The following is a 17872-nucleotide window of genomic DNA, read 5'->3' on the forward strand; positions in this document are numbered from 1 at the left end:
TATGCTACAGCTACAGTCAAAATTGGCCACTCAAGGCGTGACGATTTTTAGCACCATGACGGCAATGGCACATCGACTAGGTGCACTCAACCTGTCACAAGGTTTTCCAGATTTTCCGGCACCACCAGCCTTACTGGAAGCCTTATCTCAGGCGACTTTGGCTGGGCATAATCAATATCCACCTGGCGATGGTATTCTCGGTTTACGTGAACAGCTTGCTTTACAATTTCAGCAACGCGACCAACTTCAACTAGATCCTGTCACGCAAATTACCATTACTCCCGGCGCAACCATTGCAATTTTTTGTGCCATACAGGCATGCATTAATGCGGGCGATGAAGTTATTATTTTTGACCCAAGTTACGACAGTTATGGTCCTTCCGTGCAGTTAGCTGGTGGTAAAGCCATTCATATCGCTCTTGAAGCACCCGACTTTAAGGTGAACTGGCAACAGGTTAAAGATCTGATTAACGATAAAACTCGAATGATTGTGGTGAATACTCCCCATAATCCAACAGGTACCATCTGGGATAAACAGGATTGGTTAGAACTCATTGAACTGATTCAAGATAAAAATATTGTGATTTTATCTGATGAGGTCTATGAACATCTGGTCTTTGACGGTCAACAACACTTTAGTGCATTGCATTTTCCAGAGCTCAGAGAGCGTAGTTTTGTGATCGGTTCTTTTGGAAAAACCTTTCATGTAACAGGCTGGAAAACAGGTTATTGTGTCGCTTCACCTGAGTTAATGCGTTTATTCCGCCAAATTTACCAATATGCGAATTTCTGTGGCACGACACCTTGTCAGATTGCTCTAGCGCAATATATGGAGCAACATCCAGAACATATTCAAGAGCTGCCACAGTTCTACCAAACTAAGCGAGATCATTTTAATCAGGCGATTCACCATAGCCGTTTCTTGCTAAATCCGTCTCAAGGTACTTATTTCCAAAATCTCGATTACAGTCAAATTAGACCCGACTTAAACGATGTTGAAATGTGCCAGTTTCTAGCAGAACAACATAAGATTGTGGCTATTCCGGTTTCGGTTTTCTACAAGCAAGCGCCAGAGTCTTTGCGTTTGATTCGTTTCTGCTTTGCTAAAAATGATGAGACATTGCAAAAAGCAGGAGAAATTCTGAATCAATGTTAATAAATTTAGCCACTTAGCATAGTAAAAACACTACAAGCCATTTGCTCTAACTATGCTAAGTTGGATATCTGCCCCGCTCATCAAAGAGATGGGCGATGGAGAATGCATGCCACCAAGACAGTCTTTAATTCATCAGCAAAATCTATGGAAAACATTTTTTGTTTTCTTGCTCCCCCTGATTGCAACCAATATTTTGCAGAACTTGTCCGGAACTATTAACACCATCTTTGTTGGTCAAATGATGGGAGTAGATGCAATTGCTGCCGTCTCTGTTTTTTTCCCTATTTTATTTTTGCTACTCGCTTTTATTATCGGGATTTCAACAGGTACGACTGTTTTAGTAGGGCAAGCATGGGGCGCGCAAAATATTGAAAAAGTCCAAAGTGTGGTGGGTTCTACCCTCTTTATGACACTGATTGGTGGAGTAATTACCGCGATTATTGGTGTGTTTTTTGCCCACGATATTTTAGAGTTATTAGGCACTGACCCCAAGGTGATGCATCTGGCTTTACCTTATGTGCAGTGGATGCTGGCAGGCAGCCCGCTTCTGTTTGTTTATATTATCTATACTTCAATTTTACGTGGTGTAGGCGACAGTACTACACCTTTGCTTGCCCTTGCTTTAACTAGCGTTATTGGTTTGGTGATTACCCCGATATTGCTTAAAGGTTATTTTGGCTTACCAGCTCTGGGAATTATTGCTCCAGCAATTGCAACGATCACGGGTTATGTGGCTATTTTGATTTTTCTTGCGATTTATCTAAATAAGAAAAATCATCCACTTCGGCCGAATCGTCAGCTTCTGCAACATATCCGTCACAATCCAGAACTGAGCAAAATCATTTTGCGCTTAGGCGTCCCAACCGGTATTCAAATGATTACCACCTCAATGGCTGGGTTGGTTATTGTCGGGTTGGTTAACCATTATGGTTCACATGCTACAGCAGCATATGGTGCGGTAAATCAGGTGCTCAATTACATCCAGTTCCCTGCCTTATCAATCTCAATTGCAGCTTCAATTTTTGCTGCACAAGCGATTGGTGCAGGTAAATCTGAATTGTTATCTCGTGTGACTCGTACTGCCTTAGGCATGAACTTTTTATTTACGGGTACCTTAATTGGACTTGGCTATCTATTTTCAAAATATTTAATGGCTTTATTCATTACCGACCCAACCGTGGTGGTACTGGGCCAACAACTTTTATTTATTGTACTTTGGGCAATTTTATTCTTTGGTGCGGGTGCCATTTTTGCATCGATCATGCGTGCCAGCGGCACAGTGACCGTTCCAATGCTACTTAATATTTCCGCTATTTTGTTTATTGAAATTCCATGTGCTTACTGGTTTAGCTCAATATGGGGCCTTAAAGGAATCTGGGTTGCCTATGCCTTGGCATTTGTCAGTTTGTGTATTATTCAAGGGCTCTATTACCAATTCATCTGGAAGAAAAAGAAGATCAAAGTTCTTATTTAGAACCAATCAATTCTTATAAAAAAAGCCATCATTTGATGGCTTTTTTTGACTTTGAAATTATTTCATTAACTTAGTCACAATGGTAGAAGCACGTTGATATCCAGTTGGGAACAAACGCTGGAATGCATCAAGAATTTTTGCATCACTACCAATCAATAAACGACGTTTATTTTTTAATACTGCTTGTAAAATTTGACTAGCAGCCTCTTCAGGTGGAGTACGTAATAACTTGTCAAAATTTTGAATCGATTTAGTCGGGTCCATACCCAAACTATTCAAGCTATCACTCATTTTTGCAGATTTAGCAATATTGGTGCGGATTCCACCCGGATGTACACACAAAGAGCTTACGCCACTTTTTTCAATATCTAACTCTTGACGCAATGACTCGGTAAAACCGCGCACAGCAAATTTAGTTGCGTTATAAGCAGATTGAGTTGGTTGAGCGGTTAAACCAAATAGGCTTGAAATATTAATAATATGGCCATCTTGCGTTTGCTTAATGAACGGTAAGAACTCTTTCGTTCCGTACACTACACCCCAGAAGTTAATCCCAACGATCCACTCTAAATCTTCGTAGGTCGCACCTTCGACAGTTGAACCTAGAGCGACGCCAGCGTTGTTGAAAATCAGGTTAACTGACCCATGATCTTGAACAGTTTCTTGGGCCCACTGCTTTACCGCTTCACGGTCAGAAACATCAAGCTTTTTGGTCGTCACAGTAATCGTGCTATACGGTTTTAAAAGCTCAACGGTTTGCTGTAATCCCTTCTCATTAATATCACTCAATGAAAGATGGCAGCCCTGTTTTGCCAAAAGAATTGCGAGTTGTTGCCCAATGCCAGAACCTGCGCCCGTAATTGCAGCGACTTTGTTTTTAAAATTTTTCATTGTCCATCCTTTGTTTTTCGATATTTGCACAATCGGTTCATTGCATGTGCAGCTTAGACATCTTTAATATAATTTTGACAATATCCATTGTCAATATAGTACACTGTAATTTCAGATAGAATGGCACAATTCTGCTGAGAGCTTTATCATAGTGAGCATATTTGGCTAAAACCTATAAATTAGGAAACCAATCTTTAGGAAACGACTTATTTATGGCGACAAACGACTCAACCAGTAAAAAGAAAACAAAAACTGTGAGTAAAGAACGTCAGTTCAAAGGGTTATCTCTATCTGAACGTAAAGAGGCACGCCGAGAAAAACTGATTGAAGCTGGCATTGCGACTTATGGAACACTCGGCTTTTTTTCCGTGACGGTTAAGGATGTCTGCCAAGAAGCAAAACTCACAGAACGTTATTTTTATGAATCATTTAAAAAGAGCGAAGATTTATTTCAAACCATCTTTTTAAAAATGATTGAAGAATTGCAGCAAAACCTGATGCAAGCTGTCATTAAAGCGACACCAGATCCAGAAAAAATGGTCGATGCTGGTTTAAGGGCACTGCTGACGACATTAAAAGACGACCCGAGATTAGCTCGCATTGTCTATGTTGACGCAGTTTTGGTACAAGAATTACATAATCAGGCCACCATTCAAGAAACTCTTGCACAGTTTGATCGAATGATTCAGGCCTTTGTTATGTTGACCATGCCACAAATCCAACACAACGAAAATGAGCTCTCTCTAATCGCAACTGGCTTAAATGGATATGTTACTCAAATTGCAATTCGATGGGTCATGGGAGGCTTTGAGCAGTCTCTTGAACAGGTTTTAACCGCATGCCGCATTGTTTTCTTATCTTTATTGGCCAAGGTTTCAAAATAATATTAAAGTTTTTTGACACTCTAAAATGTACAAAACCAGTTCAGCTTTAAAGGTGATAACTTATTGAATGATTTTAAGAATATTTAAGCTTTCATGTCATCATTCGGTCACACCTTTGCCTTACTTTTGTCACAAATTATTGCTAAATTCAATTTTATAGACTTTTCTGCAATGAAATTGTCATAATTAATCTTTGTAATAAGCCTGTCATAACTACAAAACGGTTCACCGTTAAATCTATAGGATATTGCGCTGTGAAAGATGACTATATTTTAATTGTCGATGATGAGCTTCCTATTCGTGAAATGATCCATACTTCTTTGGACATGGCAGGCTTTCAATGTTTGCAGGCAGAAGATGCCAAACAGGCTCATCAAATTATCGTCGACCAACGTCCGGCGCTTATCTTGCTCGATTGGATGTTACCTGGAGGCGTAAGTGGTGTCGATTTATGTCGCCGCTTAAAACGTGATGAGAACTTAGCAGAAATTCCAGTAATTATGCTTACCGCTCGCGGAGAAGAAGACCACAAAGTACAAGGTCTGGATGCTGGCGCAGATGATTACATGACGAAGCCTTTCTCAACACGTGAACTGGTTTCACGTATTAAAGCGGTTCTGCGTCGTGCAAATGCATTAAGTGGCGAAAAAATGATTGACGCCAATGGTTTAATTCTTGATCCTGTGAGCCAACGTGTCAGCTTTGGCGACAGTATTTTAGATATGGGCCCAACTGAATATCGCTTACTTGCGTTTTTTATGACCCATCCAGAGCGTGCATATACACGTGCCCAGTTGCTCGATCAGGTCTGGGGCGGTAATGTATATATCGAAGATCGAACTATCGATGTGCACATCCGTCGTTTGCGTAAAGTTTTAGAACCTTTTGGTGTTGACCGATTTGTTCAGACCGTGCGTGGAACTGGCTACCGCTTCTCAACACGTGCAGATTTAGCCGCAGGTTAACCAAGATTTATGTATGAACCCTACCCCGTCCCCGAACAGGTACGTGAACAAAAGCTTTCCCGCTACAGTAGTTTATGGACGTTTGCCAAACAAGATTTACGGCTTTTATTATTTTTTATAATTATTGCCGGTTTAGTCGGTTTAGGCCTTGGGTATTTCTGGAGCTGTATTTTTATCGCCTTTGTGGTGTTTTTTACACTCCAGTTGCGTTCGCTTTATCTGGTCAATGACTGGATTGCAAATAAACCTTATGACGTTCCTCCAAACCTAAACGGGATTTGGGGAGCGTTATTGTTTAATGTTTACCGTGCCCAGCGTCAGGAACGAATCGTTCAAGCAGAAATGGTCGGTTTAATTGACCGCGCTCAGTCTTCTTTAGTGGCGCTTGCCGAAGCTGTTGTCCTCATTGATGATCAACATAAAATTGAATGGTGGAACCCTGCTGCTGAACGTTTGTTAGGTATCAGCCCTCTCGACCGTGGTCGAAATTTATTAACGATTTTACGCCAGCCGACCTTTATTGAATATTTTAACAATATTGATCAGGCACCCGATGGTATTAAATTACAGTCGAGTTTTGACGATGACCGATATGTGCAGGTCAAGCTCACACGATTTGGTGGAGAAAGCCGTTTATTGGTGGCTTACGACGTTACTCGTATGCACAACCTTGAGCAAATGCGTAAAGACTTTGTAGATAATATTTCTCATGAACTTCGTACACCATTAACTGTACTTAGTGGTTATATCGAGACATTTACCGATCAAGAAGATATTAGTCCACGCTGGAAACGTGCGTTTGATCAGATGCAGTCACAAACCAAACGTATGAATGCTTTGGTGAATGATTTACTACTGTTATCGAATTTAGAAAATAATAAGAAAATTGCAAAAAATCAGATTATTGAAATGCCGAGTTTAATGAATCAACTGTTTGATGATGCTCAGGCCTACAATGCCGATTATGGACATACACTCAATTTACATATTGATAGTCACTGTGACCTGATTGGTTCTGACATGGAAATCGCCAGCGCGTTTAGTAACTTAATTACCAATGCCATCAAATACACGCCCAAAGGTGGAACCATTACGATTGGCTGGCATGACGACGGTGAACATGCCTACTTTAGTGTACAAGACACAGGCATTGGAATTAATCCGAAACATTTACCACGTCTGACTGAACGCTTCTATCGTGTTGACAGCGACCGTAGTCGTCAAACAGGCGGTACAGGTTTAGGTTTGGCCATTGTGAAGCATGTATTAATGCAACATGGCGCTTATTTAGATGTCCAGTCTAAAGAAAATGAAGGTTCAACTTTTACAGTAGTTTTTCCTAAAGAAAGACTATATAACATGGCTTAAAAAGTATTCATTTCACACAAAGGGTGGATATTAAATAGACGCAGTGAAAGATACTTAGCCATTTTGTATATATAAGTTATTATGGACATGATTTTAATTTTTTGTCATTGATAATATCAAATATAATCTATAGTCAGTCTATATAAGTTATTTAATAAATCTTCTTTTTTTCTCATATCTATTTCATAGATTAGAATTTATGAAATAGATATACTAAATGTACTTTAAAAAAATAAAACCACTCAATTTATACAATATATATAATCAATGTCATTGATAATTTAAAAAATGATGAAAATAAAAAACACCATTTAAACTAATTATTTAACAGTTTTAAAAATAACTTTCATTTTTAAATAAAATTAGTATTATTAACTCGCTACAAAAAACTTAATCCATAAGAACAGCTAACATAATAATTAAGCGAGGCTTAAATGACTATTAACCCAGTAGAAATAATATCGAATAATGCAGAAATAACTGATTGCTTTATTCTCGGTTTAAAAAGTGGAGAATCATTAAAAGTAAAAGTTCTTCATATTGATAAAGATCAACAGACTATTCTTGTATCAATTCGCGTATTCATAGAAGGTGAATCAATTGGACTAATCTCTTTTGATAAAATTGAGTCACTTGAGCCAATCGAAGACGAACCTTATATAGAAACTATTGATGATCAATTAAGACGCATCCGTATGGGCAAGTATTTAATGGTTTGGGGACATTTTGGTGGTTCAATAAATCAAACTTGTGAACAGGGAGAACTTAAAAGTATTGATTGGAAGCACCGTACAATACTGTTGCGCAGCAGAGTTTATGAAGGCCAAGAAAATACAGTGTACATTGATAAAATTGATTCTATAGATGAGTCACGAGAAGGCTCAGGAGCACGAGGCCCAGCTGTAGCCCCAGACTGGTATAAAGGTGCTGATGGAAAATGGCGCAAAAATGGACGTGAATATGAAGGCTGATTTTACTGCAGTTTTCCCTAAAGAAAGACTGTATAACCTGACCTAAAGTCACCCCTTCAAATATAAAAAGCCGGCTCATGAAAAGTCGGCTTTTTTAGCATTTAAACCAATTTACTTAGAAATCGAGCAATAGGATTTACTTTGGTTTTTCTCTATTACATTTAAAAAGTGAGTAGCAAAAGTATTGCTCTGGCGTAGTGCATCACGATGATCTCCACCATCAATCGTTTGATATACCGTTGGTTTTTTTAATTTACATAGCTGTTGATAATAGGCATATGTCCCTCTCGGGTCGACTAAATGATCTTTAGAACCCTGAACAATCATTAACGGTACGGTAGGTACCATATTTTCAATCGACTGTTGTTTTAGATAAGCCAAGAGAGGTTTTAAATCAGCATCAGATCGAAATATACTAGAAGGAGATTTCTTTAAATCAGATTGAAGTTCAGATAAACAGCGGCTGCGCGCTTGGGTCAGCACCGCTTTCATTTCTGGACTGACTAAATTCTCAGGAACTATGCTCGACTCTGCTGCTTGTGCTCCTAATAGCACAATCGGGAAGAAAGCAGCTACGCTAGGTTCTGGGTTTGGATGACTCTGCACATATTCTGCAATACCTTCATATTGATAGCCACCCGGAGCAAGCGCTATCGCCCCTTTTAAATCTAGTTCGGGCGCATCTTTTTGACCATAGGCAGACACTGCAATTGCCGCAGCCCCGCCTTGACTGTGGCCCATCACCAACCACTGTTTATTAAAGCTCTTGGGCTTAAGCAAATGTAATGCACGCACTGCATCTACTACCGTATGCAATTGGCTCTTTGCATTCATATAGGGATGCCCACCCGGTGTCCCTAAGCCCTGATAATCAGGTGCAACAACTGCATAGCCACGTGCAAGCCAACCATCTAAAGCTTTAGAAGCAACTTCTTGGTATGAATGAACTGGCCCACCCACATAATCACCCGAAGGCGCGCAGGTATCGGCGACTCCAGTCGTACCATGTGCCCAAGCGAGTATAGGCCAGCCATTTTTTGGAGGAATGCCTTTGGGTAATAAAATAAAAGCCGATGCAACAATAGGTTCGCCCTGAATACCTCGACTACGATAATTTACCAATAAGCGCTGATCTGCATGAGGAAATAAATCCGTCACAGCTTGCTGTTCTAGAGACAGTATTGAACCCGGTTTTTCGCTCACAATTTGCTTACTCAAATCTGTAATTGGAGCAGCCATCGCAGAGCCAGACACCAAACAAGCACTGCTAAATAAAATTTTTAAAAAAGAATTACATTTTCTAATCAAGGGATTACTCCTCTATTATTTACATTATATCTATTTAAATAATCAATTTGTAAAATCTAAATTACCATAAAATTATCTACATTTATGTTCAATTTAAACTAACTTACATTTAAACATAATCACTTAAAATTTAATTAAAATATATTTTAAAGAAACGTATTATAAATATTGTTGCAAAAATCAATCCAATTTAAATAGTAAAAAATATATGCTGATATTTTCTTAATTACTATAGCGATTAAAATGTCAAAACAATATAAATTTATACAGTACCTGATTTACCTTACTCTCGGTTCTCTACCGATTTATAGCTTTGCAGACATTCAGGTATATGGTCCTGGTGGGCCAGCACCAGCAATGAAAGAAGCCGCCAAACAATTCACCAATAAAACGGGCATAGCTGTCCATGTAACATCTGGCCCTACTTCTCAATGGTCTGACCAAGCGAAACTAGATGCCGATATTATATATAGTGGTTCCGAAGCCATGATGTCTGATTTCGAAAATACTTTTTCTGAGCAAATTCTAAAAGACTCGGTAGAACCTTTGTATTTACGTCCTGCAGCCATTTTAGTGCGCAAAGGAAATCCTAAAAATATTAAAGGATTTAAAGACCTAGCTAAACCCAGCCTTAAGGTTTTAGTTACGCATGGCGCAGGTCAGGTAGGTATGTGGGAGGATATCGCTGGTAGAACAGGCAATATTCAATTAACCAAATCTGTTCGAAAAAATATTGCCACCTATGCAGCCAACACAGGTATTGCCAAGAAAAACTGGGAAGAAAATAGTAGCTATGATGCTTGGTTAGTTTTTAATATTTGGGGAGTTAGTAACCTTGATATCGGACAAATTATACCTATAGAGAAAGAACTAGTTGTCTATCGCGATACAGGTGTTGCCTTAACCAAACATAGTTTAAAAGATGCTGAAGCTAAACGGTTTGTAGAGTTTTTATCGTCTCAACAAGGCAATACTATTTTCAAAAAATATGGTTGGACTAAATAATTTAAAAGGGAGCTAAGCTCCCTTTTTTTAAATCTTATTTACGAATTAAACTGTATGTCCCATACGCTCGCCCATTACAACTACAGACTCAGCTTTAAAACGTTGTTCCCATTCGATCTTATCTTTTTCAAATAAAATAACTGCGGTAGAACCTAAATAAAAACGTCCAAGCTCAGCACCTTTCTCTAGTTTTAACTGATGATGCTGTAATTCAATACGACCTGAAGGTTTCACTTTACCTGTCGCCACAGTTTCAATACCAGCAACAATCATTGCACCTACTAAAACAACAGCCATACGGCCAAGTTCAGTATCAAACAAACACACCATACGTTCATTACGGGCAAATAGTCCCGGTACATTTTCAGCAGTCACCTGATTTACCGAAAATAGCTCACCTGGTACATACAACGTTTCAGTTAATGTACCTGCAAACGGCATATGTACACGGTGGTAATCGCGTGGAGATAGATAGACTGTCGCGAACTCGCCTTCTTGAAATGGCTGAGCAAGTTGTGGGTCGCCAATGAGTTTCTCTACAGAGAAGCTTTGGCCTTTTGCTTGAAATACTTCACCCGCAGTAATTTTACCAATCTGAGAAATTGCACCATCAGCAGGTGACACAATGCTATCTGCATTTTCGTCAACCAGACGAACACCATCTTTTAAAGCACGAGTAAAAAAGTCATTAAAAGATTTATATTTTAGTGCATTGCCTTGTTCAGCAATCGATAAATCAATCCCATATTTGGTTTTAAATGCATGAATAACAGCAGTTTTCACAACTGGATTTTCACTCGCAGCAACTTTACCTACCACACGGCTCAATTGATGCTGCGGAACAAGATTTTGTGCCTTAATAAATAATTCTTTTTTTAATCGAGATGTGAAACTCACGACGGTGATTCTCCAGTAATAATAGGACTATCGAGGCGATTGCCCCATTCACTCCACGCACCATCATAGGCTTTTGCTTCCCAGCCCAAGAGTCTAGCCAAAATATAGGCTAAACCGGAACGGTGATGTGACTGGCAGTACACAACTACGGGTTGCTGTAAATCAAACCCTAATTGTTCAAGGCGCTGCCGCGTGCGTTCAAGCGGATGCAATTTTAGATGATTTTGACGATTAAGTGCAGTACTCCATTCAAAATGGAGGGCATTTGGAATGTGACCGCCGCGTCGCGCTGCTAAACGGACACCACTATATTCATCACTCGTTCGGCAATCCCATAATTGAACATTTTCTTGTTCGACTTGTTTTCGTAATTCTTCATAGTTCACACGAAACTGAGCAGTGTGTGATAAATCAATTTGAATTAAGTCTGCAACAGGAGAAACTTTTTCGACTTCTGCTGTAGTTGGTAATCCTGCTCCTAACCATGCATGAATACCGCCATTAATTAAACTAGTGCGCGTAAATCCTAAGCAATGCAAATTCCAGATTAAACGCCCAGCCCATGCCCCACCTTCGTCGTCATAGACCACAACATGATGATTAGGTGAAATATTCAATTTCTCAATCAGTGCTTGTAAACCTGCTTCATCTGGCAAAATGCCAGTGGCTTCTTCGTGTTGAGACACTAACCATTTAGGTTGTAAGTGAATAGCATGCGGAATATGAAGTTGCTCGTACACAGAAGCACGGCTCAAATCTACAATGCGAATATATTCATTGCCTAGATAAGGCACTAATTCTTCTGCTTCTATTAATAAATCGAGTTTAAAATCCGGGAGTGTCATCGTCATGGTTTCTTTTTATACCAGCTTAATTTCATATTAGCATAAGCTTATATCTAACAAACTCTGATTTTATGCAACTCTTTAGCAGAAAATCAGATATAAGCATTCTTACTTTTAAAAATACAAAATAGCGAGACTATTTAATACTTAAACCACTTCTTCAAGTTCTTCAATTTCAAAAACCTGACGTAAATAAGCTAAGAAAGTATCGTTATCAGTCATGGTTTTACCGGGACTATCAGAAATTTTCGCAACCGACTGACCATTACATTCGACTAGTTTCAACACAATATTGAGCGGCTTTTGTCCCATATCATTAGTCAAATTAGTTCCAATACCAAAACTGACCTGAAAACGGTCTTTAAAGTATTGATGCAATTCCCATGCTTTTGGCAAATTAAGGCCATCACTAAAAGTCAGCATTTTGGTTTTGGTATCAATTTTTAATTTACGGTAGTGCGCATAGGCCTTATCACCCCATTCATATGGGTCACCACTGTCATGGCGTAAGCCATCAAATAGTTTGGCGAAATACAGATCAAAATCTCGGAGGAAAGCGTCCATACCAACAACGTCAGTCAAAGCAATCCCTAAGTCTCCACGGTATTCTTGTACCCACGTTTCTAAAGCAGCTTTTTGAAAGTCACGCAGTCGTACATCAAGTGCCTGAAAAGCCTGTAGGAATTCATGGGCCATGGTTCCAATTGGAGTAATGTTTAACTCTTTAGCAAGCAACACATTACTTGTACCACGGAATACATTTGGCACTGTTTTATGAAAGGCTGCCACAACATGTTTTTGCCATACGAAGCTATAACGGCGACGTGTACCAAAATCAGAGACTAAAAATGGTGGGTCATTCGGTTTTTGAGTTTTTTCATATTGCTGAACCAATTCAAGCTTGGCTTGTAAACGGCGTTCACCCTCAGCCCATACGTCATCGTTTTTAATACGGCTAAAATAAAGTTCATTTACAATTGCCAATACAAAAATTTCAAACATCATGGCTTGGACCATAGGACCTTCAATACGAATATCCAAACGACCTTCCGCATCAATGCTGGCCTGAATAAAGCGTCGCTTCAGTTGAAATAATTCTAAATAATCAACAAAGTCACTTTTGATAAAGCGTAATTTACGTAAATATTGAAGCTCATCTTCTTTATATTTAAGGCTACATAAATAGTCGAGTTGCTGATTTAAATCATCCAAAATATCTACTAGTGGATAGACAGTATCTTCTAAATTTCTACAGCGGAAATGATAGACGCTATGAGTTTGCGGAAACTTATGCAAAACCACCTGTAACATCGTAAATTTGTACAAGTCTGTATCTAGTAAAGAATGGATAATTGGAGACATAGTCAGTGATTATTCGCTTGCTTCTTAGCATTAAAGCATATTTTTATAAATGAATTGCGAGCTTTTAGACCATTGTTGCAGCTCCGTGAAATTTCCTTTTAAAAATCATTTAATTTAATTTCTGCTAAACTACGCCAATTCAATCAATTGCAGAAATTTGCTTTAACTATGCGTGCTTTAATACAACGAGTTCTTGAAGCTAAAGTGGTGGTTGACGGTGAGACTACCGGTGAAATCCAACAGGGCTTATTGGTTTTTTTAGGCATCGGCCGTGATGACACTTTAGCGGTTGGCCAAAAGCTTATTGATAAGATTTTAAAATATCGTATCTTTGATGACGAACAGGGCAAAATGGGCTGGAATGTCTCTCAAGCAAATGGTGGAATCCTGCTTGTTTCGCAATTTACCCTTATGGCTCAAACCCAAAAAGGTTTACGTCCAGATTTTGGTCCAGCCATGCCACCAGCAGATGCCAAAGCGTTATATGAACAGCTGGTTGAATATACCCATTCACAATTTGAAAAAGTTCAAACTGGCATTTTTGCAGCCGATATGAAAGTTCATTTAATTAATGATGGTCCAGTTACATTTAACTTGGAAGTCGAAGCTTAGATATAAAAAAACTCCCAATCGGGAGTTTTTTTATATCTGGTGATTAACGACCAGTTTTCTCTTTAATAAAAGCACGTGCCTGACGTACTTTATCTTTAACTGGTTTTGGCAACTTAGGTGGAATGAGTCTAGCCACTTGGTTAAACCAAACGAGTAGGCTGAAGTCACCTTCCATTTTAATGCTGCCGTTTTGCATACCTGTCATAAATGCTGTTGGGTCACCTTTAATCAAAGTTTTTACACCCTGTTCGCTATCTGCAAACTGCAAGATAAAATCAGCTTTTTCAGGTGCGCCTGCAACCGTGTCAATCTGTCCATTATTAATAATGATCTGACGTGCAACACCTAAATCCGTACCGATCTGAATACGGAATGCGCGGTCATGAATCAATTCAATAAACTTAGGGCTAGTACGTGCCAATTGCTTCATACGCAGCACTAAACCTGCTACCAATAAATCTAACGGGTCTGTACTGACATCAACGAGAGGTAATTTGACTACAGGTATAGAAGAAAGTTTCATGAACATTCACGCCTATTGTATTTTTATGAAAACTTTAGAGCAAAACTCAGTAAGGACATACCATTGCCTGTGTTTTGTGCATTAACTGATAATTTTTAGCTGGCAACGCAATCTAGATGAAACGTCAACAGACCCACGTATCGTAGCATAACTGGCTATTTTTTAATAAATGCTTTGTATAATAAAAATCACGTTTCGTAAATAAAAAAGGCATGCTGTGCATACCTCTTTACCGTTAGATAACAATTTAATTATCGGCTAGAACATTGCTGCTGATCATCTTCATATACTGGCGTGTGTTCTATATATTGGCGATTTGCCAAAGCCTTTTGTGCCTGTTTATCCTCACGTAACAAAATAAATGTAACCATTACCATCGCTAGACTTAGTGCAGTTAAATAACTATATGTGACTGGCATTTCAAAAGTGACTTGAACTCCAAAACGGACCACTTCCAATAGCCCCCAAAAGAACATCCCTGCAAGCATAAAACCAAGCCAACGACGGTAAGGAGAAAAGAAAACAGCAACAAGCGCGACAGCGATCAAGCTGAATCCGGCGATAGCGGCAAAATTCGCTGTTACCATAGAAACCTCCGTCTTAATGAAAACGTCTAAAAAGATTCGGTCTTAAAAACCCGACCTCATTCCAAAAACAACTTTAATTCATAATTTGTGTTGAAGCTTAGGATGCATTATGGATGTTTTTTTTTAGAAAAAAAGACCCGTTATTTCTTAATGCGACACACTTTGTCGCAACATTCTTTTGTCATTACATTTTTGTAAAATTAAAAAAGTTCGATTCCCTATATGGCATCAATTCTGGCGTGTCATTACAAAAAAATATGCTGTTTTTAAGGACCAAAATAAGTTTTTTTCAGATTTTTTTATTGCCTTTTTTCTGTGCATGATTTGAGCATAACATGCTTGTTTTTATAACGATTCTGCATAAAAAAAGCGCTACTCTGAAGTAGCGCTTAAAGCTTAGCCCTATAGGTTAAGCACGGTTTAAATCTTTGTCATGCATGCCCAGCAAATACAGCACACCATCCAAACCAACACTTGAAATGGCCTGATTTGCATTTTGACGAACTAAAGGTTTAGCACGGTAAGCAACACCTAGGCCCGCAATCGCAAGCATAGGTAGATCGTTTGCACCATCTCCTACCGCCATGGCTTGCTCTAAAGAAATGCCCATTTTATTCGCAAGTTCGCGTAATAGCTCAGCTTTACGTGCGCCATCAACAATCGCACCTTTAACCTCACCTGTTACAAAGCCATCTTGCACATCTAAAATGTTGGCATGAACTTCATCAATACCAAGTTTACCTTGTAGATATTCAGCAAAATATTGGAATCCACCCGATAAAATTGCTGTTTTATAGCCAAGCGCCTTCAATGTTGAAATGAGGCGTTCTGCACCTTCAGTAATGGTTAAACGCTCTGCAATTTTAGGTAAAACAGCAGCATCTAGCCCTTTTAATAATGCAACACGAGCACGGAAGCTTTGCTGGAAATCAAGTTCGCCTTGCATCGCTCTTTCAGTGATTTCAGCAACTTGTGCGCCTACCCCTGCTTCAATCGCCAACTCATCAATAACTTCTTGTTCAATGAGTGTTGAGTCCATATCAAAGCAAACTAAACGACGGTTACGTCGATAAGCGTTGTCTTCTTGAACAGCAACATCAATATTTAATTCGCTTGAAAGACGTAAACATGCTGCACGCATGGCTTGTGCGTCTAAAGTTGGACCACTACTTAAACCAAACTGTACACATGCACGACGTGGAAATGCGCTATCCTTTTCAAAGTCGACACGGCCTGATAATCGGGTAACAGTTTCAATGTTAAAGCCTTGGCTAGACACAATTTGTGTAACTGCTTGTAAGTGGGCAGCAGTGAGTTCAGGTGCCAAAGCCGTGACGATATAACGAGTACGACCGCCTTCACCTACCCATTGATCGTATTCTGCGCCTGTGATTGGTTTAAAGCGCACTGTTAAGCCAATATCATGTGCTAAAATCAGAATTTCTTTCATTGCCAATGCGGTCGCAGTTTCATTATCTGACGCGACTACAATGCCCAATGTGAGTTGATTATGAATAACAGCCTGACCTACATCCAGTATTTGCAATGAATGTACGGATAGTACTTGCATTAATCGGGTAAACTGGTTTGGTTGGTCTGGTCCTAAAAAGGATATAAGAATGATTTCTCGCATGAATTGACTCTAGTCTGAGTGACAACTATTGTAAGAATCATAATCGAATTTCAATATAATTGCCTTGGAAGTTTAACTTGATTGCGCCTAGACAAGGGCTATTTGCTAGCCTACTGATCGTTAGTTTTGCATTGCATACCTTTTTATTGGTGATTGCAACGACACACCAGCTCAATGAAAACCGTGCGAGTCAAGGTCAGCTCATGACCAGTCAGCTCGTTGCAGACAGCTTATCTGAGCTTGAACCTGCCAATACGGTGTCTTTAGCTCTGATTGCCAATCGCTATGCGACCAATCCAAGCGTTGCGTCTATTCGCATTCTTGATGCCAATAAACAAGTGTTAGCAACGAGCGGAATTTCGAAAACTCGCCAAGGTGAGATTTTTGCTCGCGATGCGCTGCAAAATGAAAAGAAAGTGGGTTCTATCGAGATTACGCTTATTCAGCCAAGTATTGGGGAAATTCTCCGCACTCAATGGCTGGCAATCTTAGCTTCTCTGTTTTTGCATGTTTTATTATGGCTTGCCTATCGCGCCATTGCTCGCCCAACCCGTAGCGAATATTTGGCACGTATTAACGAAGAAAACCGCTTAAAACATGAAATTCAGCAGTTAACTCAGGCATTGGCTTTAGAAAAACAAAATACAGTAACCTTGGTTGCTCAAGCTCAGCAACAAGCCAAAGGTAAACCAGCGGCTCGTCCACAGCCAGAGAAAACAGCAGATTCAGCTGACCAACATATGTTGGCACTCAATATTCAGTTTTATGACCCTAAACAGTTATTAAGCAGTGTTAACCAATCGGTATCTGTTCCGTACTTTAAACTCTGTCAGCTCTTTTTAAACAAGAGTATTGAGTTATGCGTTAAGCATTACCAGTTAAAGTTAGCGGACATTGAAGTCGTAAATGAATTTAATGCTGACGGCGCTACACTTGCGATTTCAACCTCGCATACTCACGCTGTAGAGTGTCTGCTTATGGTTGGAACCGTATTCCAATTACTCTCTGACGTTTTATATAAACGTTACCGCGAAGATAAACGCTTTGCTTTGCAAACGCGTAGTGCAACTTGTAATGCTGTAGAAGCGATGCAAATTGATGCGAAAGAAGCTGCTCAACGTTTAGCACAGCATCTTCATGCGAAAGAATCTGCTTTATATCTTGAGAATGATCAACTCAAGGCAATTCAAGACAGCTATCAACTTGTTGCAATGCCAAACCCAAGTAATGTCATGACTCGTCATGCCTTTATGATCAATGGCATGAATGCAGAGTGTGCTGAACTTGCTCAAAATATCCGAACTGAGATTTTGATGGGGAAAAAATCAATCCCACAAAATGATAGTCCAAGCAGTGCAGCTTCATAAAAAATAAGTGCGCATATCAGAACC

General features: G+C 39.4%; 16 protein-coding genes and 1 pseudogene. 9 read left to right on the top strand and 8 right to left on the bottom strand.

What is annotated here, in order from left to right; genetic code table 11:
- The first annotated feature begins 1 nt into the window (after nucleotide 1).
- Together ACLBWE_RS04150 and ACLBWE_RS04155 are read left to right on the top strand one after the other, a co-directional pair.
- Nucleotides 2-1156 (top strand): pyridoxal phosphate-dependent aminotransferase, encoded by a 1155-nt coding sequence (locus ACLBWE_RS04150; protein ID WP_447601340.1) that lies wholly within the window; start codon nucleotides 2-4, stop codon nucleotides 1154-1156.
- Nucleotides 1157-1262: 106 nt separating this feature from the next.
- On the top strand, nucleotides 1263-2630 hold the full coding sequence (locus tag ACLBWE_RS04155) for an MATE family efflux transporter (protein ID WP_447601342.1): 1368 nt from the start codon (nucleotides 1263-1265) through the stop codon (nucleotides 2628-2630).
- A gap of 57 nt (nucleotides 2631-2687) precedes the next feature.
- Here the strand turns inward: ACLBWE_RS04155 and ACLBWE_RS04160 are convergent, their stop codons facing one another.
- Nucleotides 2688-3521, bottom strand: coding sequence for an SDR family NAD(P)-dependent oxidoreductase (locus ACLBWE_RS04160; RefSeq protein WP_003654163.1), 834 nt, complete (start codon nucleotides 3519-3521; stop codon nucleotides 2688-2690).
- 212 nt (nucleotides 3522-3733) lie between these two features.
- On the opposite strand from ACLBWE_RS04160, the gene ACLBWE_RS04165 reads away from it, so the two are divergent.
- From ACLBWE_RS04165 to ACLBWE_RS04180, 4 genes and pseudogenes are all read left to right on the top strand, one after another.
- Nucleotides 3734-4405 (top strand): TetR/AcrR family transcriptional regulator, encoded by a 672-nt coding sequence (locus ACLBWE_RS04165; protein ID WP_003654165.1) that lies wholly within the window; start codon nucleotides 3734-3736, stop codon nucleotides 4403-4405.
- A gap of 254 nt (nucleotides 4406-4659) precedes the next feature.
- On the top strand, nucleotides 4660-5370 hold the full coding sequence (phoB, locus tag ACLBWE_RS04170; protein ID WP_003654166.1) for a phosphate regulon transcriptional regulator PhoB: 711 nt from the start codon (nucleotides 4660-4662) through the stop codon (nucleotides 5368-5370).
- Between the two features lie 9 nt (nucleotides 5371-5379).
- Nucleotides 5380-6738 (top strand): phosphate regulon sensor histidine kinase PhoR, encoded by a 1359-nt coding sequence (gene phoR / locus ACLBWE_RS04175; RefSeq protein ID WP_003654168.1) that lies wholly within the window; start codon nucleotides 5380-5382, stop codon nucleotides 6736-6738.
- A gap of 924 nt (nucleotides 6739-7662) precedes the next feature.
- Nucleotides 7663-7755 (top strand): annotated as a pseudogene (locus ACLBWE_RS04180) (hypothetical protein); the annotation flags it as partial.
- 65 nt (nucleotides 7756-7820) lie between these two features.
- On the opposite strand, the gene ACLBWE_RS04185 reads toward ACLBWE_RS04180, so the two are convergent.
- Nucleotides 7821-9017: an alpha/beta fold hydrolase gene (locus tag ACLBWE_RS04185; protein WP_447601346.1), complete on the bottom strand. Its 1197-nt coding sequence runs from the start codon at nucleotides 9015-9017 to the stop codon at nucleotides 7821-7823.
- 243 nt (nucleotides 9018-9260) lie between these two features.
- On the opposite strand from ACLBWE_RS04185, the gene ACLBWE_RS04190 reads away from it, so the two are divergent.
- The gene (locus tag ACLBWE_RS04190; protein ID WP_447601348.1) at nucleotides 9261-10022 is read left to right on the top strand and encodes an AcfC family putative adhesin; all 762 of its coding nucleotides are present in this window, start codon (nucleotides 9261-9263) and stop codon (nucleotides 10020-10022) included.
- A gap of 45 nt (nucleotides 10023-10067) precedes the next feature.
- Here ACLBWE_RS04190 and asd read toward each other — a convergent pair whose 3' ends face one another.
- From asd to pncB, 3 genes are all read right to left on the bottom strand, one after another.
- The gene (asd, locus tag ACLBWE_RS04195) at nucleotides 10068-10919 is read right to left on the bottom strand and encodes an archaetidylserine decarboxylase (RefSeq protein ID WP_004790127.1); all 852 of its coding nucleotides are present in this window, start codon (nucleotides 10917-10919) and stop codon (nucleotides 10068-10070) included.
- The gene (locus ACLBWE_RS04200) at nucleotides 10916-11764 is read right to left on the bottom strand and encodes a sulfurtransferase (protein WP_447601351.1); all 849 of its coding nucleotides are present in this window, start codon (nucleotides 11762-11764) and stop codon (nucleotides 10916-10918) included. The genes asd and ACLBWE_RS04200 overlap by 4 nt, the downstream gene beginning before the upstream one ends.
- 147 nt (nucleotides 11765-11911) lie before the next feature.
- Nucleotides 11912-13126 carry a nicotinate phosphoribosyltransferase gene (gene pncB, locus ACLBWE_RS04205; protein ID WP_005037924.1) on the bottom strand — a complete coding sequence of 405 codons (1215 nt, stop codon included), beginning with the start codon at nucleotides 13124-13126 and terminating at the stop codon, nucleotides 11912-11914.
- Nucleotides 13127-13294: 168 nt separating this feature from the next.
- Here pncB and dtd point away from each other — a divergent pair, with 168 nt between their 5' ends.
- Nucleotides 13295-13738, top strand: coding sequence for a D-aminoacyl-tRNA deacylase (dtd, locus tag ACLBWE_RS04210; protein ID WP_447601353.1), 444 nt, complete (start codon nucleotides 13295-13297; stop codon nucleotides 13736-13738).
- 43 nt (nucleotides 13739-13781) lie between these two features.
- Here dtd and ACLBWE_RS04215 read toward each other — a convergent pair whose 3' ends face one another.
- From ACLBWE_RS04215 to serB, 3 genes are all read right to left on the bottom strand, one after another.
- Complete coding sequence (locus ACLBWE_RS04215; protein WP_003654185.1) at nucleotides 13782-14261, bottom strand: hypothetical protein; 480 nt, start codon at nucleotides 14259-14261, stop codon at nucleotides 13782-13784.
- Between the two features lie 251 nt (nucleotides 14262-14512).
- Nucleotides 14513-14848, bottom strand: a complete 336-nt coding sequence (aciT, locus tag ACLBWE_RS04220; protein WP_002119105.1) for a ciprofloxacin tolerance protein AciT — start codon at nucleotides 14846-14848, stop codon at nucleotides 14513-14515.
- 409 nt (nucleotides 14849-15257) lie between these two features.
- Nucleotides 15258-16481: a phosphoserine phosphatase SerB gene (serB, locus tag ACLBWE_RS04225; RefSeq protein WP_005037920.1), complete on the bottom strand. Its 1224-nt coding sequence runs from the start codon at nucleotides 16479-16481 to the stop codon at nucleotides 15258-15260.
- A gap of 59 nt (nucleotides 16482-16540) precedes the next feature.
- On the opposite strand from serB, the gene ACLBWE_RS04230 reads away from it, so the two are divergent.
- Nucleotides 16541-17848 (top strand): hypothetical protein, encoded by a 1308-nt coding sequence (locus ACLBWE_RS04230; RefSeq protein WP_080758480.1) that lies wholly within the window; start codon nucleotides 16541-16543, stop codon nucleotides 17846-17848.
- The last annotated feature ends 24 nt before the right edge of the window (nucleotides 17849-17872 follow it).

It is taken from the genome of Acinetobacter sp. M5A5_2a (assembly GCF_053345265.1).